Below are 15,535 nucleotides of genomic sequence, written 5' to 3'. Positions count from 1 at the left end.
GTGCGTTTGAATGTCTAAATTATGTTTTTATCTCGTGAAGCTATTACTACGCCTTTGGTAGCCTGTTTGTGTATTTTAGGAATTAGTTTAAGTCAATTACCTAGACTGCAAAAACTATTAATTAGCAAACAAACTGCATCTGTAGAAACCCTAGAAAAAGACCAGCAAAAAGAAAATCTGCGCCTGAATTTACTCAAACAAATTCCCAGCTTTAGTTATGATAATGTCATTGCTGATTGGGCTTATATAGATTTTTTGCAATATTTCGGCGACAATGAAGTTAGAGATAAAATTGGTTATAGTTTAAGTCCAGAATATTTTGAAGTTATTCTCAAACGCGACCCAAGATTTCTTGCAGCTTATCTAGGTCTTTCTGTGAGTACTTCTTTATATGCTGGTATGCCAGAAAGGTCTATTGGTTTAATGGAGAAAGGTTTAAAATTTCTATCTCCTCAAGTACCTAAAAAATCTTATTATGTCTGGCGCTATAAAGGAACTGATGAGTTATTATTTTTAGGTGACTCTCAAGCTGCAAAAGAATCTTTCTTACAAGCTGCTAGTTGGGCTAGTAGTTCTGCTGATGATGAAAGTAAAAACGTAGCTTTCCTTTCTGAAAAAACTGCCGAATTTCTCAAAAATAATCCTGAAAGTCAATATGCTAGAATTGCTACCTGGACAATGGTTCTACAAAATAATATTGATGAAAAAACTCGCAAAAGAGCAGTTGAAGAAATAGAAAAATTAGGAGGCAAGGTAGTGATTAATGCTGATCGCACACCTACTATTACTTTCCCTACAAAAGATTAAAATAATTGGTAATTCGTAATTTATAGTTGGGGAATAGTGATAATACCTCTGCTCCCTGCTTCCCATTATGTATTGGTATTGTGGAAAATTAATTGCATCTCAAACTCTGGAATTGGATATTAATGATCCAGGGTTACTTTATGGAGCGACAGTTTTCACTACTTTGCGGGTGTATAATAACTCCCTTGATCATAGTTTAACTAACTGGCAAGCACATTGTTCCCGGTTGAAATTGAGTTTACAAAGTTTTGGTTGGCAAGAACCTGATTGGAATTTTGTCCGTCAGGGTGCGGAAATCCTTTTGCAAGATTTTCCTATTCTCAGAATTACTATCTTTCCTGATGGCAGAGAATGGATAATTGGTAGATTATTGCCACCTAACTTGACAGAAAAGCAAAATAATGGCGTTGTCTGCGCCCTTACTAAACCGGAATTTGCTCGTTCTCTCCCTCAGCATAAAACTGGAAATTATCTGAGTGCTTGGTTAGCAAGAAATAGCGTGCAATCTTTACAAGCCGAAGAAGCGATTTTAATAGATGCTCTAGGAAATTGGTTAGAAACCAGTACCGGCAATCTTTGGGGGTGGTGCGATCGCTGTTGGTGGACACCACCTTTAGAAGTGGGAATTTTGCCGGGAATAGAGCGATCGCACATCATCAACCAACTAAAAAACCACCAAATCACTGTTCGCCAAGAACCCTGGACACCAGAACTAGTCAAAAAATTTGAAGCGATCGCCTACACTAATAGTGTGGTCGAGATTATTCCCATCCATACCGTACAACAGCCCACAGGGTCGCTACAATATAATCCCCACCATAAATGTTTTATGCAACTTAGAGGATTATTTGTATCATGACACGAACACCACCTTGGTATACGTTAAGATAAGTTAACATAATTCTAATAAAGCCTCTCTGAATTTTAGAGACGTGATGCGTCTGCTAGAAACAAAACGAACAAAATATACAGGAGAATAGACCTCTGTGAATAAAAGATGGAGAAATGCGGGGCTGTATGCACTGCTTTTTATTGTTGTAATTGCTTTAGGAACTGCGTTTTTTGACAACCAACCCCCTCAAGTAGAAACCTGGCGCTACAGTGAATTTATTCAAGAAGTTGACAAAGGCAGAGTAGAAAAGGTCAGTCTCAGTTCAGACCGTTCTACAGCAATGGTTACACCTAAATACGACCCTAATAAAAAGCGCGTCACCTTAGTTAACGACCCAGACTTAATTAATACTCTGACAGCTAAAGGTGTTGATATTGCGGTATTACCCCAAACCGACGAAGGATTTTGGTTTAAAGCACTAAGCAGCTTATTTTTCCCTGTATTACTTCTGGTTGGTTTATTTTTCTTGTTACGTCGCGCTCAAAGTGGTCCTGGTAGCCAAGCCATGAACTTTGGTAAATCTAAAGCCAGAGTGCAAATGGAACCCCAAACCCAAGTTACCTTTGGTGACGTTGCTGGTATTGACCAAGCCAAATTGGAATTAAACGAAGTCGTAGACTTTTTGAAAAACGCCGATCGCTTTACCGCAGTTGGTGCCAAAATTCCTAAAGGTGTACTTTTAGTCGGCCCTCCTGGTACTGGTAAAACCCTCCTCGCTCGTGCTGTAGCTGGGGAAGCAGGTGTACCCTTCTTCTCAATCTCCGGTTCTGAATTTGTGGAAATGTTCGTCGGTGTGGGTGCTTCCCGCGTCCGCGATTTATTTGAACAAGCTAAAACCAACGCTCCCTGTATCGTCTTCATTGATGAAATTGACGCAGTAGGTCGTCAACGGGGTGCAGGTTTAGGTGGTGGTAACGATGAACGGGAACAAACCCTCAACCAGTTGCTCACCGAAATGGATGGGTTTGAAGGTAACACAGGTATCATCATCATTGCTGCTACCAACCGTCCTGACGTATTAGATGCAGCTTTATTGCGTCCAGGTCGTTTTGACCGTCAAGTTGTTGTAGACCGTCCTGACTACGCTGGACGGAGTGAAATCCTCAAAGTTCACGCACGGGGTAAAACCTTATCGAAAGATGTGGACTTGGATAAAATTGCTCGTCGTACCCCTGGTTTCACCGGTGCAGATTTATCCAACTTGTTGAACGAAGCCGCAATTTTAGCAGCACGTCGCAACTTAACCGAAATTTCGATGGATGAAATCAATGATGCCATCGACCGCGTATTAGCTGGGCCAGAGAAGAAAGACCGAGTAATGAGCGAAAAGCGCAAAACCTTGGTTGCTTATCACGAAGCTGGTCACGCTTTAGTTGGTGCATTAATGCCCGACTATGACCCTGTACAGAAGATTAGCATCATTCCCCGTGGTCGCGCTGGTGGTTTGACTTGGTTTACTCCTAGCGAAGACCGCATGGATACAGGTTTATATAGCCGTGCTTATCTAGAAAATCAGATGGCTGTGGCTTTAGGTGGTCGTTTAGCTGAAGAGATTATCTTTGGTGAAGATGAAGTTACCACAGGTGCTTCCAATGACCTGCAACAGGTAGCCAGAGTTGCTAAACAGATGATAACTCGGTTTGGGATGAGCGATCGCTTGGGTCCCGTGGCTTTAGGTCGTCAACAAGGCAATATGTTCCTCGGTCGAGATATCATGTCTGAACGTGACTTCTCCGAAGAAACCGCAGCCGCAATTGATGAAGAAGTCCGTAAACTAGTCGATACAGCTTACCTCCGCGCTAAAGAAGTGTTGCTAAACAACCGTCACATTTTGGATGAAATCGCGCAAATGTTGGTTGACAAAGAAACCGTAGACGCTGATGAATTGCAAGAAATTCTCACAAATAACGATGTCAGAACTGCTGCTTTTGCATAGTAGTTAATCAGTTTTTAAGGTTGGGGTAATTCTGGGTTTTCTGGAATTACCCCAATTTTTTTATCTCACACAGAGGCGCAGAGAGGTTTGTTATCCTTAAAATAAGGAAATTAGGTAAGGAGAATAAGTAATGACTAGTGCAACAATTACCACAAAAGGACAAGTTACTATACCTAAAGAAATTAGAGATTATTTGAATTTGGATACAGGAAGTAAGGTTGATTTTGTGATTGATGAAAATGGGATAGTTAAACTTATTCCCCTGAATATACCTATCAAAAAATTATCTGGGATTCTGCATAGAGAAGGGATGAAGTCTGCAACTTTAGAGGAAATGGAAAGAACAATTAGTGAGGCTGCAAGTGATTGGACTTGATACAAATATTTTAGTACGCTACCTCACAAAAGATGATGATCAGCAATGGGAAAAAGCTGTTAAGATTGTAGAAGGCGGAGAACAGTGTTTCGTTGCTAATGTTGTTATCTGTGAATTAATCTGGGTTTTGCGTGGTAAGCCTTATTCTTTTAGTAAAGAAGAAATTAGTAATACTATAGAAATGATGTTGCAATGTGCTGTTTTTGAATGGGAAAATAGGTCTGTGATTTATCAATCTTTGCAACGATTTAAACAGGGAAATGCAGATTTTTCAGATTATTTAATTGGTGCAGTTTCTCAACAATCCGGTTGTACTATAACAGCAACGTTTGATAGAAAATTGAGAAGTGAAACAGGTTTTGATTGCATTTAGTTATTTCATCATCCCCAAAAATCGCTCTTTTCTACCCTTTATTCTCAAATCGCATTTTTTTCTCAATACACTTGCATGATATGATTATGTAATTATTCGATTCTATAAAGGCATCAGTAGAGCCGTAAATTGTTAGATATCATGGAAGTTTTACCATTACCCAATAATTGGCAAGATATTAAACCTGACGTTATATATTCTTCAACTTATGATTTGCAAGTTTCATTTAGCGATGAACAAATAAAATTAGGTATAAGATATGATAGTAAAGGAAAGCATTTCAAGGCAATTACAAAAGGGTTAGTACACCCACAGGGTAGTAGTGGGCTTGTTGATTCTCAAGAAAAAGGATATAATTTAAAATCTAAAGTATTAGGTAACGGTGGTGATAGACGGTTTCACGCCAAATATATTAATGGTATATTACATTTTCCTGGTTTTGTAACACAACATTAATCCAGAATAGATTATGACTACACTTCAATTAAAAAATCACCAAGTCTGGCAAGATTTAACTGAGATATTAGAAAATTTAGATCCTAATTCTCTTGTTCAAAAACATCTTGAACAATGCTTTTATACAATCAATGGTTATTGGGATGAACAGGATGAATATTATGACTCAATTAGTTTACCTCGCACTATAGAAGCAGAATTAGTCAGCAGTTTTGTGGGTGTTACGCAAGATAATCGGTTTCTAAAACTCAAATTTTCTCTTATTGGTACTACTACTATTCATGCTAAGATGATCCCTCATGATCCTCATGATAAATCTTATCCATTCGGAAGTCCGATTATTCAGAATATAGGTGAGCTAGTTCTTATCTATAATGAAAATCTAGAATTAGTTGATGAAAATTGGCTTTTAGATATAGATTCTCCTCTGCTTAATAAAAGACAAGTTACTAATACCTAACTCGTAATTCATCAAATCAATTAAATAAATTCTCTGAAAAAAAACGTAAAAAAATATCTAACTTCCCATTAAAGTCTAGATTACTTTCAGCAAGGTGTAGAGGATATTGCTGTTCAACTTATTCTGTTTTTGATAGCATGAGCCGCACCTGCGATTCCCTTCATAATAATGCTAGTACAAGCGGCTCGTGGCATTATGTTCTTAATTGATTCTATCAAACGCTTAACTACCTCCTTAATTAAACTTGGCATTTGAGTAAGCGGTCTCCAAAATAAATCTGACACCAATAGCAACACGAGAACAAAGGCAGTGAATGAAGGTTCCAACGAGGTCATGATCGGCCATACACTTTCTCCCGAAGAGAAAGAAAGTATTTTCAGCTTATATATAGCATTATTGACTCCTATTATAAGACAAGTTTGAAAATTATTCAAAAAATTTAGTTTTTTTCAATATTCTTTCAAGTTGTCGTGCTTTAGATTTTTATCTCGTTCCCAGTCAGAGACTGGGAATACCATCTTGGAGGTTCTACCTCCGAATACAATAAATAGAAGCAGAACTCAGACATTCAATTCCCTAAATATACAGTAGTATAATTAAAAAAATGGGTAGTGGTAAATATGTAGTGAAATCTCATATTTACCACTACCAAAGATTGTACTTTCTAGAGAGCGTGGTGTTTATGTGGAAGTTTTCACACCGATGCCTGCGGTAAGCGTGGCGATCGCAATTTTTCCCACCGCACGCTCTCCTTCACTATACCGATGAGCTTCTACTAATTCTTGTAAAGGATAGGTGCGATCGCATACTGCCCGTATTTTACCCCCTTCAATCAAGTCTTTTAAATAAACCAAATCCTTACTGTTAGGTTTCTCTAACACAAATTTTACCTTTTGACCAGGCAGAAACATTGTTAAAAAACTCTGCACAATCACATCTGGAGTAGGTAACGTGGAAATAAAAATCCCATCTGGCTTGAGAACTCTTCTGCAATTAGAAAATGTTCTTTTGGCAACAGCATCAAAAATGATATCGTACTGCACATTACCTTCTGTAAAATCCTGTTGCGTATAGTCAATTACTAAATCTGCATTCAAAGATTTTACCAAATCCAAATTTCTGGTACTGCAAACACCAGTCACCTCAGCCCCCAACGCCTTAGCAATTTGCACCGCAAAAACGCCCACACCGCCCGAAGCACCATTAATCAATACCCTTTGACCTAATCTGATATTTCCTAAGTCTCGCAGGGCTTGTAGAGCCGTTAGCGCCGCTAAAGGTACAGTGGCTGCTTCCTCATAACTCATATTTTTGGGTTTGGGAACCGCAAAATTTTCCGGGATAGCTGCAAATTCTGCATAAGCACCTCCAGGAAAACTAGTGCTGCCATAAATAGCATCTCCTACTTTGAAGCGCGTCACTTGCGAACCAACTTCTACCACTTCCCCAGCCACATCAAACCCCAGAATCATGGGGAAATTGTTTCCCGTCAATAAACTCAACATTCCCTGGCGAATTTTCCAGTCAATGGGATTAACACTACTAGCGTGAACCTTTACAAGTAACTGCTCAGGCTTGATTTTCGGCTGTTCCACCTCTTCATACTGCAACACTTCAGCAGAACCATAGCGACGGATAACAACAGCTTTCATTACATTTCCCTCTGTTTGACTTGTTCGCCATATATATAGTGTAGCGATGCCAAAAGTTCAGAACGATTAATTTTTTTGTTTGCTATTCCCTATTACCTAATTTGACATTATTTATCATTCCCGAACAGCTTTAAGAACGTGAAACCAAGAAAAACCGCCTTAGAAAATTAAATTTATTGCAAATAATCTGCATTAAGAGTTATCATCCTATTAGAGCTAGAATGCTGATTCAACATAGGTTAGAAGTACAATTCACATCATTAATCATTGAAAAGTTAAAAGAATATGAACTGCATTTTTATCTCAAAAAAAATGATATGTTGGATACAGAATATAAGTTGGCAGATATCTGGACTATGACAACGTTTTCGATTCCAGATTTACACCTCAAATCTCTTGCGAACTAAGGCTTTTAGGAGGATTTGAGGATCGTTTGAGTACATGGGTAATGTAGCCCAAATTAAACTAAATTATTACTCAATCCCTTGCAGGTATTGGGTTTTGACTGAGTACAAAGAAATCCTGAACCCCACTCGAAAAATACTCGTACCCCAACTGAAAAATACTAGAACCTCTACCCGAAAAAATTTTATTTAATTTTTGTAACCCTGGCAAAGATTGGGGTTTATAGATTTGAGTACAAACATAATATATCCAATAAATCCTATCCTAGACAGCCCAAGCACCAATCTAGAAACGGCTGCTATAAATCATTTATCGCCAATCACTTAACGCTCCTTAACAAAGTTAGAAGCCGAAAGTGAGTGGAGGGATGAGATAGCACCATGCCTAGAGTGAATGGAAGTCGCGGCTGTACACACAAAGTCTACCCAAGACCCAAACGTTGACACACACCAGCCGAACCCCAATAATTTTCTGCCCACCTTTGTATCAATTTTAGATTTTAGATTTTAGATTTTGGATAAAAAGCCTTGATTAATAGGCTATTTCCAGAATTGTCAATCTTCATACTTGTCTAAAATTGGTATCAATATCAGGTTAACCCCTGGGGCAAGTGAGTAAGACGCGACTTCAGTTCATAGGCATTGGCAGTAGTAAAAGCATCTCCCACAGTGGCTCTCAAGTCCACCGATTTTGCGAAATTAAATGACACTACCTGCTACAAACATTCTCACCTCCTCCAATCAGGAATCCATTATCACCCCAGCTAAATCTGGTAATTGCGGTTGCGACAGCACCACAACTCCAGAAATGGACGAAAAACTCATAGAACGCATCGCCAAACATCCCTGCTATAGTGAAGAAGCTCATCATCACTACGCCCGGATGCACGTTGCAGTTGCACCAGCTTGTAATATTCAATGCAACTATTGTAACCGCAAGTATGACTGCGCTAACGAAAGTCGCCCTGGAGTGGTAAGTGAGTTGCTCACACCTGAAGAAGCCGCACATAAAGTGTTGGTAATTGCGGGTAAAATTCCCCAAATGACAGTTTTGGGAGTTGCGGGGCCTGGTGATCCTTTGGCTAATCCAGAAAAAACCTTCCGTACTTTTGAATTGATTGCAGACAAAGCACCAGATATTAAACTGTGCTTATCGACTAACGGTTTGATGTTGACAGAACATATTGATCGCATCAAACAATTAAATATAGATCACGTTACTATCACCCTTAACACCATCGATCCAGAAATAGGCGCACAAATCTATTCTTGGGTTCATTACAAACGTAAGCGTTATAGAGGCGTGGAAGGAGCAAAAATTCTCCTAGAAAAGCAGTTGGAAGGTTTGCAAGCTCTCAAAGAAGCTGATATCTTGTGCAAAGTTAATTCCGTGATGATTCCTGGAGTTAATGATCAACACTTGGTAGAAGTTAACAAAGCAATTCGTGAGAGAGGGGCATTCTTACACAACATCATGCCGCTGATTTCTGCACCAGAACATGGTACACACTTTGGTTTAACCGGTCAACGGGGACCCACAGGTAAAGAACTCAAAGAAGTTCAAGATAACTGTTCTGGCAACATGAAAATGATGCGTCACTGTCGTCAGTGCCGAGCAGATGCGGTAGGATTATTAGGAGAAGACCGTAGCCAAGAATTTACCAAAGATAAGTTCATGGAAATGGCTCCCGAATATAACTTTGAAACCCGCCAAGAAGTTCACGAAGGTATTGAGAAGTTTAGAGAAGAAATTAAAGCAGCCAAAGATAAAGCCAGCAATGGCAAAAAACCTGCCAATGGTCCTAAAATCCTAGTTGCAGTAGCCACAAAAGGTGGTGGATTAGTTAACCAACACTTCGGACACGCCAAAGAATTTCAAGTGTATGAAGTTGATGGAAACGAAGTGCGCTTTGTCAGTCATCGTAAGATTGACCAATATTGTCAAGGTGGATACAGCGAAGAAGCTACCGCAGACAATATAATGAAAGCGATCGCAGATTGTAAAGCGGTCTTGGTATCCAAAATCGGCAACTGTCCTAAAGAAAAGCTAGAAGCAGCCGGGATACAAACTGTTGAATCTTACGACGTAATTGAAAAAGTTGCTTTAGAGTTTTACGAGCAATATGTAGCGACTGGGGAATAGAGACTGGGGACTAGGGACTGGGGACTAGAAAAGAAACTTTTCCCAATACCCAGTACCCAGTACCCAATCACTAATCACCAATTCACACAAAGACAAATAATTATGGCTTACAAAATTACTAGCCAGTGTATTTCCTGCAAGCTTTGTCTGTCTGTTTGTCCTACTGGTGCAATCAAAGTAGTTGATGGTAATCACTGGATTGATTCTGAACTTTGCACAAACTGTGTTGGCAGTATTTACACCGTACCTCAATGTAAAGCAGGTTGTCCCACTGCTCATGGTTGCGTTAAACAACCAAGCGATTATTGGGAAGGTTGGTTTGCTAATTACAATCGCGTTTTAGCAAAATTGACAAATAAACAAGATTACTGGGAACGTTGGCGGAATACTTATTCCCAGAAGTTCTCAGAACAGTTGCAGAAGCATCAAGTAGTGGTTTAGGGGACTGGGGATTGGGGACTGGGGATTGGGGACTGGGGACTGGGGACTGGGGATTGGGTACTGGGTACTGGGGACTGGGGATTGGGGACTGGGGATTGGGTACTGGAAAGAAGTAAGTTTTTACTAATTACCAAATACCAATGACCAATGACCAATTACCAAATGACCAATGACCAATGACCAATGACCAATTACCAATGACCAATGACCAATAACCAATTACCAATTACCTATTCCTAATAAGTAATAACTAATAACTTAATGACTAAAATGCAAAAGAATTGCATCTATCTTGACAACAATGCTACCACCAAAGTAGATCCAGCAGTTTTAGAGGCAATGCTGCCTTACCTGACGGACTATTACGGTAATCCTTCTAGTATGCACAGTTTTGGTGGACAACTTGGCAAAGGTGTGAAAATAGCCAGAGAACAAGTTGCGGCTTTACTAGGTGCAGAAGAATCTGAAATCGTCTTTACCAGTTGTGGAACTGAGGGAGATAATGCTGCTATTCGTGCGGCATTGTTAGCTCAACCAGAAAAACGCCACATCATTACAACTCAGGTAGAACACCCCGCAGTTTTAAATGTCTGCAAACAACTAGAAACCCAAGGCTATACTGTTACCTATTTGTCAGTAAATGCCAAAGGACAGTTAGATTTAGATGAATTGGAAGCTTCTCTGACAGGTAACACCGCTTTGGTGAGCGTGATGTATGCCAATAACGAAACCGGCACTATCTTTCCAATTGAAGAGATTGGTGCTAGAGTTAAGGAATACGGCGCTATCTTCCATGTCGATGCAGTCCAAGCGGTAGGTAAATTACCCTTGAACATGAAGACCAGCACCATAGATATGTTAACTATATCTGGTCACAAAATCCACGCACCTAAAGGCATTGGTGTTCTATATGTGCGTCGTGGTGTGCGGTTCCGTCCTTTCCTCCTTGGTGGACATCAAGAACGGGGACGCAGAGCAGGTACAGAGAACGTTCCGGGAATTATTGCTCTGGGCAAAGCTGCGGAACTAGAAATGCTAAATTTAGAAGAGGCAACCAAGAGAGAAAGCCGGTTGCGCGATCGCTTAGAAAAAGCTCTGCTTGCGAAAATTCCCGACTGTGAAGTCAACGGCGATCCTAGTCATAGATTACCAAACACCACAAATATTGGTTTCAAATATATTGAAGGTGAAGCTATTTTGCTCTCCCTAAATAAATACGGTATTTGTGCATCATCTGGTTCTGCTTGTACTTCTGGTTCACTAGAACCTTCCCACGTTTTGCGGGCTATGGGTTTACCATACACCACTTTACATGGTTCGATTCGTTTCAGTCTTTGTCGTTACACCACAGAAGCTGAAATTGATCAAGTAATCGCAGTGATGCCAGAAATTGTTGAACGTCTCCGCGCTTTATCTCCCTTCAAAAATGATAATGCGGGTTGGTTACAACAACAATCATTAGTTAGTAGTAAATAGGTAAGGGTGATAGGTAATAGGTAAATAATCTTTTACCAATCACCAATTACTAAAAATCAATCTAAGAACAAAAATCTAACATCTAAAATTAGCTATGTGGGACTACACAGATAAAGTATTAGAACTGTTTTACGATCCTAAAAACCAGGGTGCAATTGAAGAAACTGGCGAAGCTGGTGTTAAGCTGGCAACTGGAGAGATAGGCAGTATTGCTTGCGGTGATGCTCTGAGATTGCACCTCAAAGTTGAAGTTGAATCAGATAAGATTCTCGATGCTCGGTTTCAAACTTTTGGTTGCACCAGTGCGATCGCATCTTCCAGTGCTTTGACCGAAATGGTAAAAGGCTTAACATTAGATGAAGCCTTAAAGGTTTCTAATAAAGACATTGCCGATTACCTGGGTGGTTTGCCAGAAGCGAAAATGCACTGTTCAGTTATGGGTCAAGAAGCTCTAGAAGCTGCTATCTATAATTATCGAGGTATTCCTTTAGCTGCCCACGATGATGATGATGAAGGAGTACTAATTTGTAGCTGTTTTGGTATCACTGATACCAAGATTAGAAAGGCAGTTACACAAAATAATCTCCTCAGTGCAGAACAAGTAACAAATTATGTAAAAGCTGGTGGCGGATGCGGTTCCTGTTTAACGAAAATTGATGATATAATAAGAGAAGTAAAGCAGGAAACCGCCAATCAAACTCTCAACACCAACGGCGTGAAAGCTACTACAGAAATTGCTAATTCAGGGACACAAAGACCATTAACTAATGTTCAAAGAATAGCCCTGATTCAAAAAGTATTAGATGAAGAAGTCCGACCCGTCTTAATTGCTGACGGTGGAGATGTAGAACTCTACGATATAGAAGGCAATAAAGTCCAAGTTATTCTCAAAGGTGCTTGCGGTTCATGTTCCAGCAGCACAGCCACTTTGAAGATTGCGATTGAAGCGAGATTACGCGATCGCATCAGCCCAGAAATCATCGTCGAAGCAGTTTAAAAATTAGTCCTTAGTCAGTGGTTATTAGTCATTAGTAAATGATCAAGAACAATTGATAAATGGCACACCAGTAATCCTCACAACCTAATAAATACAATGCTCTCAACACTAATTCTATTTTCTGTAGAGCGATCGCCTCCATAGCGACGTTCTACACACGCTCACCGCCGTAGAACTTGGCCGTGAGAACCAAAAAAGACAAACACCCAATCAACCAACTCTAGGAAAAAACAAACAATGGCTACTGACGCAAATATCAGACAAATAGCATTCTACGGCAAGGGCGGTATCGGTAAATCTACCACCTCTCAAAACACCCTTGCAGCAATGGCTGAAATGGGTCAACGCATCATGATCGTAGGTTGCGACCCTAAAGCTGACTCTACCCGTTTGATGCTCCACTCCAAGGCTCAAACCACCGTTCTTTCCTTGGCTGCTGAAAGAGGTGCAGTTGAAGATTTAGAACTCCACGAAGTCATGTTGACCGGTTTCCGTGGTGTTAAGTGCGTAGAATCTGGTGGTCCAGAACCCGGTGTAGGTTGTGCAGGTCGTGGTATTATCACCGCTATTAACTTCCTAGAAGAAAACGGTGCTTACACAGACTTAGATTTCGTATCTTACGACGTATTAGGTGACGTTGTATGCGGTGGTTTTGCTATGCCTATCCGTGAAGGTTAAGAGAGGTTGTTTAGGGTTTTTGTTGGTGCAATTGGTTGGGAATTTTGATTTTTTTGTTCCCTATTTTTGCCCTGGGAAATCTTGGTAAAATGGGGTTTTTGTTAGGGTTTATTCTTTTGTTTACCCTATTTTTTACCTTGTGTCAAGAGAGATACATGATTTTTGATAAATGGGTTACTGATTTGGTGATTTATAATTGCCTAGTGGTAAAATAAAGAGATTATTGACAATCCGTGTAATAATGCTTAAATAGTATCTTCATTAAGAATAGAGTATGAGGGAGGAAATGGACGATAGAGAAGTAAAGCAAACAGGGAAGATCACGTTACCATCGGATCAACCTCAAAGTGGATCAATAATAAAGCAGGAAATTAAATCTGATATCCAAGTCTATAAAGAGGTTTTAGGTAATCACTTTATGGAAGCAAAAACAGTAGATGAATTTGAGAAAATATTAAATTTAAGACAGAAAATTCAAGAATTAGATACAAAAGATAGACGATTAAATTATGCACAAAAATCGGCTGAAGTTCATCTGCAAGAAGTAAAACAAAAGGCACTTTTTCAACGTGGTCAGCAAACTATAGCTATTATTATTTCGGTTAGTGTTGGATTGTATTTCTTACAATATTTTCCCCTGGCTGGTTTGTTGTTTCTAATTTTGGGTTTAGCCAGACCTTTAGGTTATTCTTTAGGAGAGATAAGTGTTCTTGTAGATGGATTAAAGGGATTTCCCAAAAACTCAAATGAACTTCTGTCTGATGCTAAAGAAAAAGATAATCAATCTGAGGAGTCTATAGATGCAAGATCCTAAGTTAGACATAATTAGTGTGTTTAGATTTGAAAAACGGCTTAAGGTTTTTATTGCTATTTATCTTTCACTAATCCTTCTTTTAATCACACTAGTCTTAGTTAAATTGGAAATGGCTAGTGAGTTACAGCAGGTTTTAATAATTCTTTTAGGACTGATTACAGTTGCTACTCTTGATGCATTCCGAAAAGCTCTAGAAAACAGTCCATCATCTTTTATTAATGAATTCAAGCAAATTGTTGTCCAAGAAGGTGCTTCTTATTCTGGTGACATTGATAAGCGTGTAATCGTAGAACATGGTAATTATCTAGTAGATGGAACTATTAATTATGGAGGATTTGAAAAAAGGCAAACTCTTGCAGAAGCTGCTATTGAAATCCAGGAACTTCTACAACAGCTAGAGAAGTCTAACCCTACTGCTACTGAAGCTGAAAAAGTTGCCTATGTTAATGATGAGGCTGAACCTGATTTAAAGTCTCGTGTGATTAAGGCATTGAAGTCTGGTGGAGAAACTGCAATCGAAAGCTTAGATAGTCACTACATTAATATTATTAAGGCTGTTATAGAAGGTTGGCAGTCTTCACGATAGCTTCTTATTTTTGAGCCATATTATCTATCTATGAGCGATCGTATCTCGGCTATGTCATTGATACTCCTTTCCCAGTGTAAGAATACTAATCTTCTTCCTTCTTTCTTCGCGTCCTTCGCGTCTTCGCGGTTCATTTAATCGGTATTCTTATGGTGTTGTAGGTTGTGGAGGTGCGATACTTGCGGTGAGGTTTGCGATAGCGAAGCGCTCCGTAGGAATCGCATTTTCGGTGTTGTGGGTTTGTAAGAGCGATATCTGCGGTCAGGGTTGCGATCGCATTTCTGATGTTGTGGGTTGTGGAGTGCGATTAAAATGTTGTTATCTTAGAATTATTATCCAATTTTTCTATAACTTGCGATATGCCTTTAAATGAATTACTACCTACTGTTAGTCAGCTATCTCACCAAGACAAATTGCGTCTCATCCATTTTCTATTATTAGCCGTAGCAAAAGAAGAAGGATGTAATTTAGAATTACCTGATCATCAAAAACAAGAAAACTTATTACTAGAGCAACTAGCATCTACTGAAGCTGTTGTCTGGTCTCCCTATGATGCCCATGAAGCTGCTCAAATATTATCTGATATGCTAACAGCAGCAAAGGAAGAAGGCTATGCTTGAGAGTAAAAGATTTCCCTTTATTGAGCGAAGTAATACTCCTGGTGTATCTAGCAATATGCCTTATTTGCCATTAACATTGACTCACAAAAACCGTTCTATTGAAGTTATGGCTTTGCTAGATACAGGTGCAAGCGTTAATGTATTACCCTATGAACTAGGTCTGCAACTAGGAGCAATTTGGGAACAGCAAAAAGTTCCAATTCAATTAACCGGGAATTTAGCTCATTTCCAAGCACGGGGATTAATTATATCAGCTACCATTGCTGAATTTCCGCCTGTTTTGCTTGCATTTGCTTGGACAGAAACTAGAGAAGCACCTGTGATACTTGGACACATGAATTTTTTTGCAGAGTTTGATGTGTGTTTTTATCGTGCAGATTTAGCTTTTGAGGTACATCCAAGAAGAAAATAAATAATAAAGCGA

General features: G+C 39.4%; 16 protein-coding genes and 1 pseudogene. 16 read left to right on the top strand and 1 reads right to left on the bottom strand.

The features are described from left to right. The first annotated feature begins 21 nt into the window (after positions 1-21). From VB713_RS06550 to VB713_RS06520, 7 genes are all read left to right on the top strand, one after another. A complete protein-coding gene (locus VB713_RS06550) occupies positions 22-807 on the top strand; it encodes a hypothetical protein (RefSeq protein WP_323310768.1) in 786 nt (261 codons plus the stop codon). A 67-nt stretch (positions 808-874) separates the two neighbouring features. Further along, the gene (locus tag VB713_RS06545; protein WP_323310767.1) at positions 875-1,666 is read left to right on the top strand and encodes an aminotransferase class IV; all 792 of its coding nucleotides are present in this window, start codon (positions 875-877) and stop codon (positions 1,664-1,666) included. A 127-nt stretch (positions 1,667-1,793) separates the two neighbouring features. Continuing rightward, complete coding sequence (ftsH3, locus tag VB713_RS06540; protein ID WP_323310766.1) at positions 1,794-3,635, top strand: ATP-dependent zinc metalloprotease FtsH3; 1,842 nt, start codon at positions 1,794-1,796, stop codon at positions 3,633-3,635. A gap of 130 nt (positions 3,636-3,765) precedes the next feature. Next, positions 3,766-4,011: an AbrB/MazE/SpoVT family DNA-binding domain-containing protein gene (locus tag VB713_RS06535; protein WP_323310765.1), complete on the top strand. Its 246-nt coding sequence runs from the start codon at positions 3,766-3,768 to the stop codon at positions 4,009-4,011. Then, entirely contained in the window at positions 3,998-4,384 is a 387-nt protein-coding gene (locus VB713_RS06530; protein ID WP_323310764.1) for a type II toxin-antitoxin system VapC family toxin, read from the top strand. The genes VB713_RS06535 and VB713_RS06530 overlap by 14 nt, the downstream gene beginning before the upstream one ends. Before the next feature lie 141 nt (positions 4,385-4,525). Beyond that, on the top strand, positions 4,526-4,840 hold the full coding sequence (locus tag VB713_RS06525) for a hypothetical protein (RefSeq protein WP_323310763.1): 315 nt from the start codon (positions 4,526-4,528) through the stop codon (positions 4,838-4,840). Between the two features lie 13 nt (positions 4,841-4,853). Continuing rightward, positions 4,854-5,300 carry a hypothetical protein gene (locus VB713_RS06520; protein WP_323310762.1) on the top strand — a complete coding sequence of 149 codons (447 nt, stop codon included), beginning with the start codon at positions 4,854-4,856 and terminating at the stop codon, positions 5,298-5,300. 680 nt (positions 5,301-5,980) lie between these two features. Here VB713_RS06520 and VB713_RS06515 read toward each other — a convergent pair. Then, positions 5,981-6,952 carry an NAD(P)-dependent alcohol dehydrogenase gene (locus VB713_RS06515; RefSeq protein WP_323310761.1) on the bottom strand — a complete coding sequence of 324 codons (972 nt, stop codon included), beginning with the start codon at positions 6,950-6,952 and terminating at the stop codon, positions 5,981-5,983. A 1,107-nt stretch (positions 6,953-8,059) separates the two neighbouring features. Here VB713_RS06515 and nifB point away from each other — a divergent pair. From nifB to VB713_RS06470, 9 genes and pseudogenes are all read left to right on the top strand, one after another. Continuing rightward, a complete protein-coding gene (gene nifB, locus VB713_RS06510; protein WP_323310760.1) occupies positions 8,060-9,499 on the top strand; it encodes a nitrogenase cofactor biosynthesis protein NifB in 1,440 nt (479 codons plus the stop codon). A 102-nt stretch (positions 9,500-9,601) separates the two neighbouring features. Then, the gene (locus VB713_RS06505; protein ID WP_323310759.1) at positions 9,602-9,940 is read left to right on the top strand and encodes a DUF362 domain-containing protein; all 339 of its coding nucleotides are present in this window, start codon (positions 9,602-9,604) and stop codon (positions 9,938-9,940) included. Positions 9,941-10,210: 270 nt separating this feature from the next. Next, positions 10,211-11,416 carry a cysteine desulfurase NifS gene (gene nifS, locus VB713_RS06500; protein WP_323310796.1) on the top strand — a complete coding sequence of 402 codons (1,206 nt, stop codon included), beginning with the start codon at positions 10,211-10,213 and terminating at the stop codon, positions 11,414-11,416. 94 nt (positions 11,417-11,510) lie between these two features. Next, entirely contained in the window at positions 11,511-12,413 is a 903-nt protein-coding gene (gene nifU / locus VB713_RS06495; RefSeq protein ID WP_323310758.1) for a Fe-S cluster assembly protein NifU, read from the top strand. Between the two features lie 237 nt (positions 12,414-12,650). Further along, positions 12,651-13,088: pseudogene (locus VB713_RS06490) on the top strand (AAA family ATPase); the annotation flags it as partial. Between the two features lie 289 nt (positions 13,089-13,377). After that, positions 13,378-13,905 (top strand): hypothetical protein, encoded by a 528-nt coding sequence (locus VB713_RS06485; RefSeq protein ID WP_323310757.1) that lies wholly within the window; start codon positions 13,378-13,380, stop codon positions 13,903-13,905. Further along, positions 13,892-14,491 (top strand): hypothetical protein, encoded by a 600-nt coding sequence (locus tag VB713_RS06480; RefSeq protein ID WP_323310756.1) that lies wholly within the window; start codon positions 13,892-13,894, stop codon positions 14,489-14,491. Before VB713_RS06485 ends, VB713_RS06480 begins: the two co-directional genes overlap by 14 nt. A gap of 359 nt (positions 14,492-14,850) precedes the next feature. Further along, positions 14,851-15,111 (top strand): hypothetical protein, encoded by a 261-nt coding sequence (locus VB713_RS06475; RefSeq protein ID WP_323310755.1) that lies wholly within the window; start codon positions 14,851-14,853, stop codon positions 15,109-15,111. Next, positions 15,104-15,523 (top strand): retroviral-like aspartic protease, encoded by a 420-nt coding sequence (locus VB713_RS06470; RefSeq protein WP_323310754.1) that lies wholly within the window; start codon positions 15,104-15,106, stop codon positions 15,521-15,523. Before VB713_RS06475 ends, VB713_RS06470 begins: the two co-directional genes overlap by 8 nt. Positions 15,524-15,535: the final 12 nt, after the last annotated feature.

Origin of the sequence: Anabaena cylindrica UHCC 0172 (assembly GCF_034931625.1) — a bacterium.
In the GTDB taxonomy this organism is placed as follows: domain Bacteria; phylum Cyanobacteriota; class Cyanobacteriia; order Cyanobacteriales; family Nostocaceae; genus Anabaena; species Anabaena cylindrica_A.
The sequence above is the reverse complement of the archived record's forward strand: the minus strand, read 5'-3'. Positions and strand labels throughout refer to the sequence as shown.

Excerpts from the sequence above, each read along its gene's own strand:
- VB713_RS06480 (WP_323310756.1), top strand. The coding sequence starts at position 13,892 with ATGCAAGATCCTAAGTTAGACATAATTAGTGTGTTTAGATTTGAAAAA.
- VB713_RS06545 (WP_323310767.1), top strand. The coding sequence starts at position 875 with ATGTATTGGTATTGTGGAAAATTAATTGCATCTCAAACTCTGGAATTG.
- nifU (WP_323310758.1), top strand. The coding sequence starts at position 11,511 with ATGTGGGACTACACAGATAAAGTATTAGAACTGTTTTACGATCCTAAA.
- VB713_RS06550 (WP_323310768.1), top strand. The coding sequence starts at position 22 with ATGTTTTTATCTCGTGAAGCTATTACTACGCCTTTGGTAGCCTGTTTG.
- VB713_RS06470 (WP_323310754.1), top strand. The coding sequence starts at position 15,104 with ATGCTTGAGAGTAAAAGATTTCCCTTTATTGAGCGAAGTAATACTCCT.
- nifB (WP_323310760.1), top strand. The coding sequence starts at position 8,060 with ATGACACTACCTGCTACAAACATTCTCACCTCCTCCAATCAGGAATCC.
- VB713_RS06485 (WP_323310757.1), top strand. The coding sequence starts at position 13,378 with ATGGACGATAGAGAAGTAAAGCAAACAGGGAAGATCACGTTACCATCG.
- VB713_RS06525 (WP_323310763.1), top strand. The coding sequence starts at position 4,526 with ATGGAAGTTTTACCATTACCCAATAATTGGCAAGATATTAAACCTGAC.
- VB713_RS06535 (WP_323310765.1), top strand. The coding sequence starts at position 3,766 with ATGACTAGTGCAACAATTACCACAAAAGGACAAGTTACTATACCTAAA.
- VB713_RS06475 (WP_323310755.1), top strand. The coding sequence starts at position 14,851 with ATGCCTTTAAATGAATTACTACCTACTGTTAGTCAGCTATCTCACCAA.
- nifS (WP_323310796.1), top strand. The coding sequence starts at position 10,211 with ATGCAAAAGAATTGCATCTATCTTGACAACAATGCTACCACCAAAGTA.
- VB713_RS06505 (WP_323310759.1), top strand. The coding sequence starts at position 9,602 with ATGGCTTACAAAATTACTAGCCAGTGTATTTCCTGCAAGCTTTGTCTG.
- VB713_RS06515 (WP_323310761.1), bottom strand. The coding sequence starts at position 6,952 with ATGAAAGCTGTTGTTATCCGTCGCTATGGTTCTGCTGAAGTGTTGCAG.
- VB713_RS06520 (WP_323310762.1), top strand. The coding sequence starts at position 4,854 with ATGACTACACTTCAATTAAAAAATCACCAAGTCTGGCAAGATTTAACT.